Genomic DNA, 15,904 nt, shown 5'->3' with positions numbered 1-15,904 from the left:
AGGAAAATGTCATGGTTTTGCTGAATAGCAATGCACAACATATTTTTTGGTTAGGGCGTTATTTATCTCGCACTCATTTTTTATGTGCGCGCTTTCCATTTTTAGAAGACGAAGCGGCAGTAGCGTATGCCCATGCCTTTTGTTTACCTGCTTTTGATGCCAGTTCCCTAAATGAGCTGGTACTTGATCCTACGCAAGTAGCGTCTTTTAGCCAGCAGTTTAAAATGGCCAAAGACAATATTCAGGAATTACGCGGGGTGCTGTCTGCTTCAGGCTATGCGGAACTGATGAAACTGATCAAAACCGCAGACAAAAATGCTGGTTATATCTGTGAAGTGGTGACGGAATGTGAAGATATTCTTGAAGCCGAATCCTCCGATATCTTTCTGTTTTTCAGTTTAGGGCAATGTGTAGAACAGCTCGATCACCAGTTACGTCTGGGTGAAGAAACCAGTACCACACTGTGCAAGATTGATTATGTGGTCAGAATTCTGGTAGAAATGGGCTGGAATGATCTGGAACAGTACTGGGAACAGTTGCGTACAGAACCGAACCGGATTCAGTTCTATCAGTTTAGCGACCATATCCATCAACTGTTTGAGGCAGATGTATGAAATTGATGGTGAATCACCAAACGCACTATATGTACACGGCCGAGGTGAGGAACAGTATTCAGTACATTAAAATGATGCCTTCGAGCAATGCGCATCAGCAGGTGCATTCCTGGGATATTAGTGTGCCGGGTAATAAAGAAATCCGGAAAGATGCATTTCATAATCTGTGGATGACCTGTAGCCAGCGCGAGCCTTATCATTCCCTGACTATCATGGCACAAGGAATAGTCGAGCTGAATCCTGCGCATCAGAGTGGGCTGAATGATTCAATCAATCCCAATCTTTTTCTACAGCCGACCGAATCGACACAATGTAATGCAGCAATGAAAGACTTTGCACAACGTCATGTTCCTGCATTAACCCGTCAGCATTTGATTGGACTGGCACAGGCCTTGCTGGAGTATGTGCCTTATATTTCCAACAGTACTTCAGTGCAAGGCTCTGCAATAGATGCCTTTGAGTCCAGACAGGGCGTCTGTCAGGACCATAGTCATATTTTCATTGCCATGTGCAAATATTTAGGTTTACCTGCACGCTATGTTTCTGGTTATTTATATGCACAAAATGCTTCGCATCTGGCCAGTCACGCTTGGGCAGAGGTGTTTGTAGACCAGACATGGTATTGTTTTGATGTCAGTAATCTGTTGTTTACTCCAAGTTCGCATGTTTATGTGGCGATTGGACGGGATTACTGGGATGTGGCACCGGTACGAGGTGTCAGAGAAAAGGGCGGTGTGGAATCCATGCATTCCATCGTTCAAGTACTAGGATGTTAATAAGGACGAATGAATGACGTATTGTTGTGCACTACGTTTAGAGCAAGGTATGCTTTTTATTAGTGATACCCGGACCAATGCCGGAGTAGATCACATTTCTGTATTTCGAAAGTTGTATACCTTTGGTATTCCTGGGGAACGTATGATCGTCATACAGGCATCCGGAAATCTGGCAACAACACAAGCCGTAATTGGGCATATCAAAAATCAGCTCGAACTGAAGCAGGAACCCAATATCTTGAGTCTGCACACCATGTTTGATGTCGCTGAGCTGGTAGGTAGTACGTTGAAAAAAGTGATTGCCAATGTTACGAGCGATATTTCGGAACAAAGCAATTACTATTGTAATCTGCTGGTCGGTGGGCAGCTTAAAGATCAGGATATGCAGCTTTATCATGTCTATCCGCAAGGGAACTTTATCTGTGCCACACGTGATACGCCGTATTTCCAGATTGGTGAAAGTAAATATGGCAAGCCGATCCTGGATCGTGCGCTGACTTATGATATGCCGCTGGATGAAGCCTTGCGCTGTTCCCTGATTTCATTTGCATCGACCCTACGTTCCAATGTATCGGTTGGCATGCCCCTCGATGTGCTGGTCTATAAAAAAGACAGCCTGATCATGCCAAGAGGCAAGCGTATTGCTGAAGATGATGAGTATTTCACGTCAATAAGCCGGCAATGGTCAGAGACCTTAAAAAAAGGACTGGCAGAACTTCCTGTTCCCTCTAATGAGTATTTCTTATAAAAACCTATCGTGATTCAGGCTTTTCGCGTACAGTATTAACTTCTATGCAGTTCAGCATAATAAAAATAGAGGAGTTAGCGCATGTACCAATTTTGTTACGCCAGTAAAAGTACTTCTCCCAAACCTGACTTACTCGAAGATTTGGCGAATATCCTAAAAGAAGCTCGTGATTTTAATTACCAGCATCAAGTCACGGGTGTACTGTATTTCGCAGATGGTCATTTTTTTCAATGTCTCGAAGGTGAATGTCCCACTTTAAAAAGTCTGTTAGTAGAGCGACTGAATAAAGATCCTCGCCATCAGGACATTAAACTATTTGAAACCAAGGAAATTGAATATCCAAGTTTCCCGGACTGGTCCATGAAATATATTTCCAAACGTAGTCAGATCCAACAATTCTGTCGGGAAATGGGATTTGATGACTTTAATCCTTTTGCCTTTCAGCAAACTCATGTCGATGCCTTATTAATGCAATTATGCATAGAGCAGGGCGAGGAACAAAAGTCAGCCTAAAGAAAAAGCCCAACATAGATTGGGCTTTTTTAACTCTTAAGATTAGATCAAACTACTTTGCGTAGTGGACGATTGCTCAGTCGGCATAATAGTTCATAACCAATCGTGCCATTGGCTGTCGCTACATCATCCACTAGACGGGTTTTACCCCAAAGTTCGACTTCTGTACCTAATTGCACATCTAGTCCTGTCACATCAATGGCAATCATATCCATGGCAACCCGGCCAATCACGCGAGTTTGCTGACCATTGATTGCGACATAGTTCTGTTTAGGGAAAGCGCGAGGATAACCGTCACCATAGCCAATTGAAACAATGGCCAAAGTCATGTTTTGGTCTACGGTGAACGTCGAACCATAACCGACATGCTCACCCGCTTGAATATCATTCAAGGCAATAATTTCAGCTGTAAACGTCATGACCGGTTTTAAATCTAGGTCATGTACATCACGGTCTGCAAAAGGCGTCGCGCCATAGAGCATGATTCCGGGACGGACATAGTCAAAATGCAATTCTGGATATTTATAGATTGCAGCCGAGTTACAGCAAGAAGCTAAAATTGGCGCGCAGTCATTTTTAATTTCCAAGAATTGACGGATTTGTTCATCATTCAGTGGATGCTCAGCATCGGCATTGGCAAAATGCATGGCAAGCACGCAAGTAAAGCCTGCGGCTTTTAGCGTATAAATTACGTCTTTGATCGCTTCAATCTTAAAGCCCAGGCGGTTCATGCCGCTGTTCAGTTTGACCCAGACTTTAAGTTCTTTGGCGATATAGGCATCTTTATGTGCAATTAACCAGTCGACTTGTGCCTGTTGATGCACAATGACTTCAATATTTTGTTCAATTACGATTGGCATCTCATCTGGTGAAAAAACACCTTCGATAAGCGTGATCGGCTGTAAATAACCTAATTCACGAATTTCCAGGGCTTCTTGCAGACAGGCAACACCAAAGGCATCGGTTTCGCTTAAGGCTGCTAAGCAGTCTTTAACTCCGTGTCCATAAGCATTGGCTTTCACCATGCTGACGATTTTCGCGGTTGGGGCAAGTTGTTTGACACGGTTTAAATTATATTGCAGCGCAGCGCTGTCAATATAAACTGTAGCTTGACGCACCCTAAATTACTCCTAGAGGGACGATGGAAATGTGATGACGAGAGCCTGATTACTCTTCGTCATCATACTGAGCATAGAACTCAGGTGAGAGATTACTAAAGCGGGTATATTGACCTTCGAATGCCAGACGCACGGTACCAATCGGGCCATTACGTTGTTTACCGATAATAATTTCGGCGGTGCCAGCTTCCTTGGATTCCTTGTTATAAACCTCATCACGGTAAATAAACATGATCAAGTCGGCATCCTGCTCAATCGCACCGGATTCACGCAAGTCGGACATCACCGGACGTTTGTTTGGACGGTTTTCCAGCGATCGGTTGAGCTGTGACAGGGCAATTACCGGACATTGCATTTCCTTCGCTAAAGCTTTTAAGCTTCGGGAGATTTCCGAGATCTCGCCGACACGGTTATCGCCCATACCGGGTACTTTCATCAGCTGCAAGTAATCGACCATGATACAGCCCAGCTTTCCGCCATGCATTTTGGCAATACGACGCGCACGGGCACGTAATTCTGTTGGTGGTAGCGCAGAAGAATCATCGATATACAGATTTTTTTCTTGTAAATGCACAATGGTACTGGTGACTTTTGACCATTCATCACTGTCCATTTTACCAGAACGTAAATGTCCCTGATGCACGCGACCAAATGATGAAATCAAACGCATGGCGATGGAGTCGGCTGGCATCTCCATCGAATAGACCAGAGCAGGCAGGTTATTATTGAATAAAACACTTTCGACCAGATTCATGGCAAAGGTGGTTTTACCCATGGAAGGACGCGCTGCGACAATAATCAGGTCACCGGATTGCATGCCGGAAGTTTTGTTATCCAGTTCCACAAAACCAGTAGTTAAACCGGTAATGCTACCTTCCATTTGCGACAGTTCATTTAATTTGTCGAATACGTCCGCGACCACCGAGTTGATCGGCTTAGGCCCTTGCGCTTTGGCATTGTTATTATGCTGTTCGGCAATCGAGAAAATATTGGTCTCAGCCAGATCCAGAATTTCACTGACAGTACGGCCTTTGGTGTCATAGGCATTTTGTAAAATTTCAGAGCTGACTTTAATCATACTACGCAGGGTAGAGAATTCTTTAATTTTGCCTGCATAAGTTTCCAGGTTATAGAAACTCGATGGCGAATCTGCCATTAACTGCATCAGATATTCTTCGCCACCAATTGCATCGAGCAAGTTTTGTTTGATGAGCCAGTCATGCACCAGAACCGCATCATAAGGCGAGTTTTCTTTAGAGAGCTGTTCAATGGCGCGGAAAATATATTTGTGTCGGGTGGCATAAAAATCATTTTCGGTCAGCACATCACCGACCTGCTCAAAAGATTCAGCCACAGTCATAAGGGCAGCAAGTACAGCCTGTTCAATTGCTAAATTGTGAGGTGGAGTACGGAACTCCTTGAGATTGCTATTTTCAGTAACAATTTCCGGTTTAGCAGTAGCTACCTTTTTGCTGGCATTCGCCTGTGACATATAAATCCCTGATTTTAAATACAATGGTTAAATATCGTCGGAGATGAATAGCGTTTATTCACTACGAGATGAAATGATACGCGCTCTGATCAAAAATGCGAAGTGCAATTTTTTGTAAACACGAATAATAAAATGAATTTGACAGTGTTGGCTAGATTATATTTTTTAGAGATAAAAAAAGAGCATGCTTTCGCATGCTCTTTTTGAGGCGAGAAATTACTCAGCTACGATAGTAACTAGAACTTCTGCAGTAACATCATGGTGCAATTGGATTGCGATGTTAAATTCGCCAGTGTGACGAAGCGCGCCATTTGGAAGACGTACTTCAGCACGGTCTACTTCTAGACCAGCATTTGTCAACGCGTCAGCGATGTCACGAGTACCGATAGAACCAAATAGTTTACCTTCATCACCAGCTTTCGCAGTGATAACGATGTTCACTTCGTTCAATTGGTCAGCACGTGCTTGAGCAGCAGCCAAGATAGCAGCTTCTTCTTTCTCAAGTTCAGCACGACGAGCTTCAAAAGCAGCAGTGTTTGCTTCAGTTGCAGCAACAGCCTTACCTTGAGGGATAAGGAAGTTACGGCCGTAACCAGCTTTAACTGAAACTTTATCGCCTAGTTTACCTAGGTTTTTAATGCGTTGTAATAAGATAATATCCACAGCTCAACCTCACTTATGATTGTCAGTGTAAGGGATCAAAGACAAGTAGCGAGCTTGTTTGATAGCTAACGCTAATTGACGTTGGTAACGAGCTTTAGTACCTGTAATACGGCTAGGAACAATCTTGCCGTTTTCAGTGATGTACTGTTTTAAAGTGTCGATATCTTTGTAGTCGATGTACGTAACGTTCTCAGCTGTAAAGCGGCAGAACTTGCGACGACGGTAAAAACGTGCCATGTTATGTTCTCCTTAAGCTTCAGCAGAGTCTTGAGCGTGTTGTGCTTCTTCACGTTGAGCTTTACGCGCACGTTTTTCTTCAGCACTCTTCGCCAATAGTGACTCTTCAGTGATAGCGTTTTCACGACGGATGATAAGGCTACGAATGATTGCGTCGTTATAACGGAACAATTCTTCAAGCTCATCAAGAGTAGTTTGACCACACTCAACATTCATAAGAATGTAGTGAGCTTTGTGGATCTTGTTGATTGGGTAAGCCAATTGACGACGGCCCCAGTCTTCAAGACGGTGGATTTGACCTTCAGCTTCTTTGATGTGAGTTAGGTAGCGTTCTACCATACCAACTACTTGATCGCTTTGATCAGGGTGTACTAAAAGTACGATTTCGTAATGACGCATTGTCAGCTCCTTACGGTTTGGACAGCCCCAATTTAAGTAAATTGAAGCAAGGAGTCACAACCAAAGTTGTGTCGCAGTGTTTGCGAAGGGGGAATTGTAGTGATCTTTAGGGATAATTTCAACCAAATAAGACATTTTTGCGAAATTATATCTATAGTCAGATCTTTTAATAGAAAACCACATTAACTTTAAAACAGCAGGGTTCGACTGCTTAAATTCAGCAAATGTACTATTGAGAATATCAAGTGGCTTTCTCTAACTTAAAATCTGCATACACATTATCAATGTCAGGCTAAAACCAAAAAACGGTAAATTTATCAGAGATAAGAAAAGAGAGGGAGGTTCTAAAGCAGAGATTTTGATTCTACTCTACAGATACTTGGAATGGGGGATAGGAAAATCAAAATAAAAAAAGATAGAGACTAACTCTATCTTTTTAAAAAAACACAATCTGTGTAGATGGCGCAGTTGAGGTAAAGCTAAAGATAATACTGATGACAGTAATCAGGATCACCGAGAACAAGAAATATTTCTTTGCCCAAAGTTGATCATTTTCAGCTTTAAATCCAATGACACCGATATACAACCAGTAAATGCACAGTAAGTTTAAAATCACTGCATAGAACCAGTTGGCATAACCAAAGACAAATAACGCATTCATGGTCAGCGTGAATAACACCACATAAACCAGTGATTCAATCTTGGTACGATGAATCGAACGTGCCACAGGCAAGATCGGAATGCCTGCATTTTTGTAATCATCAAAGCGGTAAATCGCAATCGCCCATGAGTGAGGCATTTGCCATAGCGCATAACCTAAAAAGATCAGTAACGCACCGAGGTCAAATTGATTGGCCACTGCGGTATAACCAATGACAGGCGGAGCTGCACCAGAAATACTGCCTACAACAGTTTGATGAATTGTGGTTCGTTTTGTCCATAGGCTGTAGAAACCAACATATACGACAAAACCAATCACCGCGAATAAGAAAGCGTACGCATTTACCCAGAACCATAAAAGACTAAAACCAGCGATGCCTAATACCAGGGCAAAGGCCAGGGCAACAGGTTCGGAAATGGTTTTGGTGACCAGAGCACGGTTTTGGGTGCGCTGCATTTTTTGGTCGATGTCCTGGTCAATCACGTTATTGACCACACATCCTGATGCTACGACAAGCGTAGTACCGAGAAGGGTAATAAGCAGGAGAAGGAAATCTACAGAACCTTGAGTGGCTACGAAGTAGCCACCCAAAGTGGTAACAAAGTTACCGAAGAGAATTCCTGGCTTAGTCAGGAATAAATACTTTTTCAGCATGACGACCAGTTTAGATCATCATGTTGTAGTGTAGGTAATTCATGATCCATACAGAACCCACTAAAAGAATAGCGATAGTTAAGATGGTATACACGAATGCAATCACGTTCCAGCGTTGCTCTGAAGAAGAGTTCATATGCAGGAAGTAAATTAACTGCACAAGAATCTGAGCAACCGCAGTAATCGCGATGACAGTAATTAAGATACCACGGCCAAAACCGCCTGCCATTACCATACCGAATGGAATTACGGTAAGGATGACAGAAAGGATGAAGCCAACGGTATATTGCTTAACGTTACCGTGTGATTCGCCAGCAGCGTTATGATCGTGACTCATTACAGAACTCCCATCAAGTAAACTACGCTGAATACACAGATCCAAACGATGTCAAGGAAGTGCCAGAACAAGCTTAGGCAAGCTAGACGACGCGTGTTTGCAAGAGTCAAACCATATTTCTTGATTTGAACCATAAGCACGATCATCCAGACCAGACCAGAAGTTACGTGAATACCGTGCGTACCTACCAAAGTAAAGAACGCAGATAAGAACGCACTTGTGCTTGGACCGTGACCAGCATGAACTAAGTGATTGAACTCATATAGTTCCATGCCGATGAAGATAGCACCGAATACCCAAGTAATCGCTAACCAAGTCAGTACTTTTGCAACGTCTTTTTTGTATGCAGCAAGAACTGCAAAACCAAAGGTTACAGAAGAGATCAATAGGGCGAAGGTTTCAGTAAGAACGAAACCTAAAGAGTCGCCAAACAGGTCTCTCGCACTTGGAGTATCCACAGGAATGTGGCTACTCAAAACAGCGAACGCAATGAAGAGTGTACCGAACAGGACAAGGTCACTCATCAAGTAAGTCCAGAAACCAAAGACGGTGATGTCAGTATCATCGTGATGATGATGCTCATCGTGTCCGTGGTTATCGTGATGAAGTACTTCAGCCATTGTCTTAGTCCTTCTTCAAGTGTTTTTCAAGAATCGCATAGCGTTCGTTTTCAATACGCTCAACTTCAGCAGCTGGAACATAGTAATCCACTTTCTTGGTGAAAGAAGACACGATGAAGCTAATGATAGAAGCAAGGAACGTAACAACTACTAACCACCAGATGTGCCAGATTAAACCGAAGCCCATAACAGTGATGAACATCGCGATAACGAAACCGGCAGCACGGTTAGTTGGCATATGAACATCTTCGTACTTCGTTGGTTTTGCATACGCAACACCATTTTCTTTCTCGATCCAGAAAGTATCAATACCATTGATCTTTGGAAGATGAGCAAAGTTATAGAACGGAGCAGGAGAAGATGTCGCCCATTCAAGGGTACGACCATCCCATGGATCGCCAGTCAAATCCAGACGTTGGTCACGTTGTAAGAAACCAACCACGATTTGCAGAATGAAACATAGAATACCCAGTGCAACTAGAACTGCACCGAACATCGCGATATTTACATACGGGTCCCATTCTGGGTTGTCAAATGTATTCAAACGACGTGTCATACCCATGAAACCAAGGATATAAAGTGGCATGAACGCAAAGTAGAAACCGAAGAACCAGAACCAGAACGCTGCTTTACCCCAAGTCTCATTCAGTCTCCAACCGAACATTTTCGGCCAGTAGAAGATGATACCTGCGAACATCGCAAATACTACACCACCAATAATTACGTTATGGAAGTGAGCAATCAGGAATAAAGAGTTATGTACCAGGAAGTCCGCTGGTGGAACCGCCATCAATACACCTGTTAAACCACCGATACCGAAAGTTACCAGGAAGCCTAGTGTCCATAGCATTGGAGTAGTGTAAACAATACGACCCTTGTACATGGTGAATAACCAAGAGAAGATTTTCACACCTGTAGGAATCGCAATAATCATGGTCATGATACCGAAGAACGCGTTAACGTTGGCACCTGCACCCATGGTAAAGAAGTGGTGAACCCATACAACGAATGACAATACTGTGATTGCTACTGTTGCATACACCATTGATTTGTAACCGAACAATGCTTTGCGCGAGAAAGTCGCAACAACTTCAGAGTAAATACCAAATGCTGGTAATACCAAGATATATACTTCCGGGTGACCCCAAGTCCAAATCAAGTTCACGTACAACATCGGGCTACCACCCAAGTCGTTAGTAAAGAAGTGGAAACCGAAGTAACGGTCAAGCGTTAACATTGCAATTGTTGCAGTCAACACTGGGAAAGCCGCAATAATCAATACTGCTGTACATAAAGATGTCCAGGTAAAGATTGGCATTTCCATAAGTTTCATGCCAGGCGCACGCATTTTGATGATGGTAACGAAGAAGTTAACACCCGTTAATAGCGTACCCAGACCTGAAATTTGCAGTGCCCAGATATAGTAGTCCATACCTACGCCTGGAGAGTATTCAATGCCAGACAGTGGAGGGTATGCCATCCAGCCTGTTGCAGCGAACTCACCTAACGCGAGTGACACCATCATTAGACCCGCAGCACCGGCGAATAACCAGAAGCTGAGTGAGTTTAATAATGGAAATGCAACGTCACGTGCACCGATTTGAAGCGGTACAGAGATGTTCATCAAACCAACAACAAGACCCATTGCCACGAAGAAGATCATGATCACGCCATGCGCGGTAAAGATCTGATCGTAATGCTCAGGGTGTAAATAACCTTCGCCGCCACCTTTTGCAAGGAACTGCTGAAGACGCATCATGATCGCATCGGCGAAACCACGCACCAGCATGATGATCGATACGAACAGGTACATGATACCAATTTTTTTATGGTCTACAGATGTGAACCATTCGTTCCACAGGTAGCCCCATTTTTTGAAGTAGGTAATACCGGCAACAACTGCGATACCACCCAAGATCATCATTGCAACAGTTGCCAATACGATTGGATCGTAAGGAATTGCATCCGGACCTAACTTACCTAAGAAGCTCATGTCTTATTCTCCTTGAGAAGCAGTCGCATGTTCACCAGCTACATGAGCTTCAGAAGCAGACGCTTCATGAGCAACAGCATCAGTCGCTGCAGCTTCTACAGGAGCTGAATGGTCAGCACCGTGGTAGTTACTCATATACTTGTGAATCACAGATTCAAACAAACCTTGCTCTACAGAAGAGTAGTAAGTCACAGGATGTGGCTTAGTAGGGTAAGGCTTCATTGCTTCAGCAGCAGCCTTCTCTTCAGGAGTCTTAGCTCTTGCAATAATCGCTTCGATCTGGTGAACACCGCGGTTACCGTCACGTAAGCTTGCAAATTCAGCTTGGTCTAGAACAGTTTTTTGTACTGCATTAGGGTTAACTGAAGTACCGTTTCCTGCCTGAACAGCAGAAATCCATTCAGCAAATTGAGCATCAGTCACAGAATGTGCACGGAAGCGCATTTGTGAGAAGCCATAGCCTGAATAGTTTGAAGAGAAACCACGATAACCTTCAGCTGGACTAGTTTCATCAGCTAAGAAGTTAAGGTGAGTTTGCATACCTGCCATTGCATAAATCTGACCACTTAACGCCGGGATGAAGAACGAGTTCATCGTGAAGTTAGAGGTTAAACGAAGGCTTACCGGAGTTTGCTCTGGGAAACGCAATTCGTTAACAGTTGCAATGCCTTGCTCAGGATAGATGAAGATCCATTTAAATTGCTCAGCAATAACCTGAACAGTTAAAGGTGCTTTATCTGCTTCAATTGGACGGTATGGGTCATACTTGTGGGAACCCCACCAAGTTAACCAAGCTAAAATACCAATAATAATGACAGGGATACCCCATACCACAATTTCAATCGCAGTAGAGTGTGCCCATGTAGGTTTATAGTCTGCGTCTTTATTCGATGCACGATATTTCCAACCGAACCATAATGCCATGATGATTGATGGAATAACCACCAAAAGCATTAAGTAAATCGCAGTCATCATCAGGTTACTTTGACCTGCTGCAACTGGACCTTTAGAGTTCAGAAGTACCATATCACCACCACACCCGGTCAAGAGTGCAGTCATCGCAGATAAAGACAATACAGCTAAAATCGTTTGTCTCATTTTACAACCTCGGTGAAGAGTCCCATTCCCTAATTTAATATGGGATAGCGATTAAAGTGCATATGACAAAAAAGGCTGAATTTTACAAAACATCCTATTAATCACAATACACCGCTACGTTGTAGGGCATTATGCCTGAGATTCACGAACTAAGCTATATCTAGGGCGCTTTAAATGCCTGTAATAAAAACCGATTTTGCTGGTCTGGATTGGGGAGGATTTATGGGAATTTTATTTCAATTTCAAAGTTCTGTAATCAAAATGGGATGATATTCATCCCATTTTGTGTATTCCTGCGCTATTGTTTCACAACTTTCGTTTTTGCTAGTTTATCGTGCAAGGTTTGACGTTTTTTGCCCAATCCGAAGGCCCAGTCAATAATTAAACTCAGTGGCATAAATACAATATTTAAAAATATGAAGAATACGCTACGAATAGTAAAAGCGCGCAACAGGCTGGGCTTTTCACCTGATTCTGCATCTACAATTTTAATTTTCGTGAGCTTTTTACCAATACTTTGGCCTGATTTGGCAATCAGAAAGGCTTGAATGGCCAGCATGATAATCAAATAGACCGCTGTGGCAAGCCACGCCTGCTGAGAAAACATCTCAAACATTTGAGTCTGTAATTGCTGAGCCATTGCAGGATCTGCATCGCTACTCAGCACAACATTCATGAATTCTTCATTCAGTTGAGCAAACCGGGTTTCCTGTTCAGGCGTAAAAAAAGCAGTCAAAATGAAGGTTGCTGGTAGCCACAGTAATACGTCTACAATTTTGGCCAGGATGCGGCTTGGAATACTGGCAAGTTCATTTTTTTGAGTTGCTGTTTGAGTATGAGGCTGTGAGTAGGCCGAAGTCGTTGGTTGGCTATTCTGGAATACCGGCGTTTCAGGTGTGACTGCTGGAGCGACATAACCTTCGGGTTGATATACCGATTTTCCTTGGGTAAGTTCACCTAAGGCTTTCCACTCGGTCATGCCTTGATGCCATGCCAGGTCAGTCAGCATGACTTGTTGATTCGCCAGCATCTGATTCAATTGCTCGAGCGTATATGGACCAGCTTGTTGATTGTTTCGGGCCAAGTAAATCTGCATATAGACTGAATCTCAATATATAAATGTGAACTAATAATAGCTTTGATCAAGATTGTATTGAATTCTGTTTTGAAAACAAACATCCTCTCATCGTAAGATATAGATTAATTGAGGATTTTCAATCATATTTCTCATTAAAAATGCGCCCATACAAAATTGCAAGGATCCCCACTCTTAAAAATATCTTCCCGAACATTACAGGTGTATTCATTATTATTGCCATTTTGACATGACTTTACTGTTGGTATTTGTTTGTCATTACAGTTTTCATGTATTGATAAGCTTTGATTTAATTGTATTTATAAATTCAATTGTTTAGCTTTCGATTGGATCTTTAGTTATCAATTTTAAAACAATAAATCATAATATCTATCTCATAAAAAAGACCCTATCAAAGGGTCTTTTTTATTCACAATTGTTTATGCTTTTTGCACTTTTTCTTCAGCCAGGAAGAACCAAGTTTCAAGTACCGAGTCTGGGTTTAAAGACACAGAGTCGATACCTTGTTCCATTAACCATTGTGCAAGATCTGGGTGATCAGAAGGACCTTGACCACAAATACCGACATATTTGCCAGCTTTACGGCATGCTTGAATTGCAAGAGAAAGTAACGCTTTAACCGCAGGGTCGCGCTCATCAAATAGGTGAGAGACAATACCAGAGTCACGGTCAAGACCAAGTGTTAATTGTGTCAAGTCGTTTGAACCAATAGAGAAACCATCGAAATGTTCAAGGAACTGATCTGCCAATAAAGCATTGGTTGGAAGTTCACACATCATGATCACTTTAAGGCCATTTTCACCGCGCTTAAGACCATTTAATGTAAGAAGTTCAATCACACGTTTCGCTTCAGCAACAGTACGAACAAATGGAATCATGATCTGGATATTGGTTAAACCCATTTCATCACGTGCCTTTTTCAATGCACGACATTCAAGTTCGAAGCAATCACGGAAGTTGTCAGAAACGTAGCGACTTGCACCACGGAAACCTAGCATCGGGTTTTCTTCTTCTGGCTCGTATAACTTACCACCGATCAAGTTTGCATATTCGTTAGACTTAAAGTCTGACATGCGAACAATGACTGGCTTGTCTGCAAATGCAGCAGCAAGTGTCGAGATACCTTCAACCAGTTTCTCTACATAGAATTCGATTGGAGATGCATAACCTGCAGTACGCGCCATGACTGCTGCACGTGTTTCACGTGGAAGGCTGTCAATATTGATCAATGCTTTCGGGTGAACACCAATCATACGGTTAATAATGAATTCAAGACGCGCCAGACCAATACCTGCGTTTGGAATTTGAGCAAAATCAAATGCGCGATCCGGGTTACCCACGTTCATCATGACTTTAAATGGAAGAGCAGGCATAGACTCAATTGAATTCTTTTGAATTTCAAAATCTAGTGCGCCTTCATAGATAAAGCCAGTATCACCTTCAGCACAAGACACAGTCACTTCCTGACCGTCTACAAGAACTTCAGTTGCATTACCACAACCCACGATTGCAGGAACACCAAGCTCACGTGCAATAATTGCTGCGTGACAAGTACGACCACCACGGTTTGTTACAATCGCAGCTGCACGTTTCATGACTGGTTCCCAATCCGGGTCAGTCATATCAGATACAAGAACATCACCGTCTTGTACTTTGTCCATTTCTTTAATAGACGTCACAATGCGGACTTTACCAGAACCAATGCGTTGACCGATTGAACGGCCTTCACAGATCACAGTACCGCGTTGTTTCAACAGGTAGCGTTCCATGGTGCCGACATTTTCACGGCTTTTTACAGTTTCAGGACGCGCCTGAACGATGTAAATCTTGCCATCATCGCCATCTTTTGCCCACTCGATGTCCATTGGTGCACCGTAGTGGTTTTCAATGATCAGCGCTTGTTTAGCAAGTTCTTGTAATTCCTGGTCGTTTAAAGCGAACTGTTGGCGTTCAGCTTTTTCAACATCCACGACAACGACAGATTTACCTGCAGATGCTTCTTCACCATAAATCATTTTCTGGTGCTTAGAACCCAGGTTGCGACGAAGGATCGCGTGTCGGCCTGCATTTAAAAGCGGTTTAGAAATATAGAATTCATCAGGGTTGACGGCACCTTGAACAACCATTTCACCCAAACCATAAGATGCAGTAATGAATACTGTATCACGGAAGCCTGATTCAGTATCTAGCGTAAACATCACACCTGCAGCGCCAGTTTCTGAACGAACCATGCGTTGTACACCAGCAGACAGGGCAACTACATCATGGGCAAAGTTTTGGTGTACACGGTATGAGATTGCGCGGTCGTTGTACAAAGATGCAAACACTTCTTTGATTGCGATCAGAACGTTATCGATACCACGAATGTTCAAGAAAGTTTCTTGCTGGCCGGCAAAAGAAGCATCCGGCAAATCTTCTGCAGTTGCAGAAGAACGAACGGCAACCGCGATGTCAGGGTTGCCGTTAGAAAGTTCTGCAAATGCTGTACGAACTTCTTGTTCTAATGCAGGCGTAAGTGGAGTATCCACAATCCATTGACGAATTTTTGCGCCAGTTTCAGCGAGTGCATTCACATCATCAACATTGAGTGCAGCAAGCTCTGCATTGATTTTAGCGTTTAGGCCACTTTGCTCGAGAAATTCACGGTAGGCATCGGCAGTCGTTGCGAAACCACCTGGCACAGATACACCAGCATTTGATAAATGGCTGATCATTTCGCCTAGTGATGAGTTTTTCCCACCGACTAGCTCAACGTCGTGCTTCCCTAATTTTTCCAGACCAATTACGCGCGCTTCCAAAGTTGTTACTCCACTTTTGCAGTATTAATCACTATCTCGGCATGAGAGTATAGCAAATCATCTAGGTTTTTGATTTTACTAAGCGAC

The 15,904-nt window shown here is 43.0% G+C and carries 16 protein-coding genes; 4 read left to right on the top strand and 12 right to left on the bottom strand.

Going from position 1 to position 15,904, the window contains the following annotated elements; genetic code table 11:
- Positions 1 to 11: 11 nt before the first annotated feature.
- The 4 genes from F894_RS09470 to F894_RS09455 all read left to right on the top strand — a co-directional run bounded on the left by F894_RS09470 (position 12) and on the right by F894_RS09455 (position 2,651).
- Entirely contained in the window at positions 12 to 614 is a 603-nt protein-coding gene (locus tag F894_RS09470) for an alpha-E domain-containing protein (RefSeq protein WP_005247275.1), read from the top strand.
- Positions 611 to 1,390, top strand: coding sequence for a transglutaminase family protein (locus tag F894_RS09465; protein ID WP_005247273.1), 780 nt, complete (start codon positions 611 to 613; stop codon positions 1,388 to 1,390). The genes F894_RS09470 and F894_RS09465 overlap by 4 nt, the downstream gene beginning before the upstream one ends.
- 13 nt (positions 1,391 to 1,403) lie before the next feature.
- Positions 1,404 to 2,138, top strand: coding sequence for a proteasome-type protease (locus F894_RS09460; RefSeq protein ID WP_005247272.1), 735 nt, complete (start codon positions 1,404 to 1,406; stop codon positions 2,136 to 2,138).
- Between the two features lie 81 nt (positions 2,139 to 2,219).
- A complete protein-coding gene (locus tag F894_RS09455; RefSeq protein ID WP_005247271.1) occupies positions 2,220 to 2,651 on the top strand; it encodes a BLUF domain-containing protein in 432 nt (143 codons plus the stop codon).
- Positions 2,652 to 2,698: 47 nt separating this feature from the next.
- Here the strand turns inward: F894_RS09455 and alr are convergent, their stop codons facing one another.
- The 12 genes from alr to ppsA all read right to left on the bottom strand — a co-directional run bounded on the left by alr (position 2,699) and on the right by ppsA (position 15,817).
- Positions 2,699 to 3,769, bottom strand: a complete 1,071-nt coding sequence (alr, locus tag F894_RS09450) for an alanine racemase (protein ID WP_005247270.1) — start codon at positions 3,767 to 3,769, stop codon at positions 2,699 to 2,701.
- Positions 3,770 to 3,818: 49 nt separating this feature from the next.
- Positions 3,819 to 5,261: a replicative DNA helicase gene (dnaB, locus tag F894_RS09445; RefSeq protein ID WP_005247269.1), complete on the bottom strand. Its 1,443-nt coding sequence runs from the start codon at positions 5,259 to 5,261 to the stop codon at positions 3,819 to 3,821.
- A 216-nt stretch (positions 5,262 to 5,477) separates the two neighbouring features.
- Entirely contained in the window at positions 5,478 to 5,924 is a 447-nt protein-coding gene (rplI, locus tag F894_RS09440) for a 50S ribosomal protein L9 (protein ID WP_004278793.1), read from the bottom strand.
- A gap of 9 nt (positions 5,925 to 5,933) precedes the next feature.
- A complete protein-coding gene (gene rpsR / locus F894_RS09435) occupies positions 5,934 to 6,161 on the bottom strand; it encodes a 30S ribosomal protein S18 (RefSeq protein ID WP_004278792.1) in 228 nt (75 codons plus the stop codon).
- 12 nt (positions 6,162 to 6,173) lie between these two features.
- On the bottom strand, positions 6,174 to 6,560 hold the full coding sequence (gene rpsF, locus F894_RS09430) for a 30S ribosomal protein S6 (RefSeq protein WP_004278789.1): 387 nt from the start codon (positions 6,558 to 6,560) through the stop codon (positions 6,174 to 6,176).
- A gap of 436 nt (positions 6,561 to 6,996) precedes the next feature.
- The gene (cyoE, locus tag F894_RS09425; protein WP_004645412.1) at positions 6,997 to 7,875 is read right to left on the bottom strand and encodes a heme o synthase; all 879 of its coding nucleotides are present in this window, start codon (positions 7,873 to 7,875) and stop codon (positions 6,997 to 6,999) included.
- Positions 7,876 to 7,885: 10 nt separating this feature from the next.
- Complete coding sequence (locus tag F894_RS09420) at positions 7,886 to 8,212, bottom strand: cytochrome o ubiquinol oxidase subunit IV (RefSeq protein WP_004645410.1); 327 nt, start codon at positions 8,210 to 8,212, stop codon at positions 7,886 to 7,888.
- Positions 8,212 to 8,832: a cytochrome o ubiquinol oxidase subunit III gene (gene cyoC / locus F894_RS09415; protein ID WP_005247268.1), complete on the bottom strand. Its 621-nt coding sequence runs from the start codon at positions 8,830 to 8,832 to the stop codon at positions 8,212 to 8,214. The genes F894_RS09420 and cyoC overlap by 1 nt, the downstream gene beginning before the upstream one ends.
- A 4-nt stretch (positions 8,833 to 8,836) precedes the next feature.
- A complete protein-coding gene (gene cyoB, locus F894_RS09410) occupies positions 8,837 to 10,825 on the bottom strand; it encodes a cytochrome o ubiquinol oxidase subunit I (protein ID WP_005247267.1) in 1,989 nt (662 codons plus the stop codon).
- A 3-nt stretch (positions 10,826 to 10,828) separates the two neighbouring features.
- A complete protein-coding gene (gene cyoA / locus F894_RS09405) occupies positions 10,829 to 11,923 on the bottom strand; it encodes a ubiquinol oxidase subunit II (protein WP_005247266.1) in 1,095 nt (364 codons plus the stop codon).
- Positions 11,924 to 12,221: 298 nt separating this feature from the next.
- Entirely contained in the window at positions 12,222 to 13,019 is a 798-nt protein-coding gene (locus F894_RS09400) for an RDD family protein (RefSeq protein WP_005247265.1), read from the bottom strand.
- A gap of 419 nt (positions 13,020 to 13,438) precedes the next feature.
- On the bottom strand, positions 13,439 to 15,817 hold the full coding sequence (ppsA, locus tag F894_RS09395; protein ID WP_005247264.1) for a phosphoenolpyruvate synthase: 2,379 nt from the start codon (positions 15,815 to 15,817) through the stop codon (positions 13,439 to 13,441).
- Between the last annotated feature and the right edge of the window lie 87 nt (positions 15,818 to 15,904).

Source organism: Acinetobacter sp. CIP 51.11, from assembly GCF_000369665.1.
Taxonomy (GTDB): domain Bacteria; phylum Pseudomonadota; class Gammaproteobacteria; order Pseudomonadales; family Moraxellaceae; genus Acinetobacter; species Acinetobacter lwoffii_S.
The sequence above is the reverse complement of the archived record's forward strand: the minus strand, read 5'-3'. Positions and strand labels throughout refer to the sequence as shown.

What these genes read in the sequence shown, in the direction of transcription:
- F894_RS09470 (WP_005247275.1), top strand. Translation starts at nt 12, where the DNA reads ATGGTTTTGCTGAATAGCAATGCACAACATATTTTTTGGTTAGGGCGT.
- F894_RS09465 (WP_005247273.1), top strand. Translation starts at nt 611, where the DNA reads ATGAAATTGATGGTGAATCACCAAACGCACTATATGTACACGGCCGAG.
- F894_RS09460 (WP_005247272.1), top strand. Translation starts at nt 1,404, where the DNA reads ATGACGTATTGTTGTGCACTACGTTTAGAGCAAGGTATGCTTTTTATT.
- F894_RS09455 (WP_005247271.1), top strand. Translation starts at nt 2,220, where the DNA reads ATGTACCAATTTTGTTACGCCAGTAAAAGTACTTCTCCCAAACCTGAC.
- dnaB (WP_005247269.1), bottom strand. Translation starts at nt 5,261, where the DNA reads ATGTCACAGGCGAATGCCAGCAAAAAGGTAGCTACTGCTAAACCGGAA.
- rpsR (WP_004278792.1), bottom strand. Translation starts at nt 6,161, where the DNA reads ATGGCACGTTTTTACCGTCGTCGCAAGTTCTGCCGCTTTACAGCTGAG.
- rpsF (WP_004278789.1), bottom strand. Translation starts at nt 6,560, where the DNA reads ATGCGTCATTACGAAATCGTACTTTTAGTACACCCTGATCAAAGCGAT.
- cyoE (WP_004645412.1), bottom strand. Translation starts at nt 7,875, where the DNA reads ATGCTGAAAAAGTATTTATTCCTGACTAAGCCAGGAATTCTCTTCGGT.
- F894_RS09420 (WP_004645410.1), bottom strand. Translation starts at nt 8,212, where the DNA reads ATGAGTCACGATCATAACGCTGCTGGCGAATCACACGGTAACGTTAAG.
- cyoC (WP_005247268.1), bottom strand. Translation starts at nt 8,832, where the DNA reads ATGGCTGAAGTACTTCATCACGATAACCACGGACACGATGAGCATCAT.
- cyoB (WP_005247267.1), bottom strand. Translation starts at nt 10,825, where the DNA reads ATGAGCTTCTTAGGTAAGTTAGGTCCGGATGCAATTCCTTACGATCCA.
- cyoA (WP_005247266.1), bottom strand. Translation starts at nt 11,923, where the DNA reads ATGAGACAAACGATTTTAGCTGTATTGTCTTTATCTGCGATGACTGCA.
- F894_RS09400 (WP_005247265.1), bottom strand. Translation starts at nt 13,019, where the DNA reads ATGCAGATTTACTTGGCCCGAAACAATCAACAAGCTGGTCCATATACG.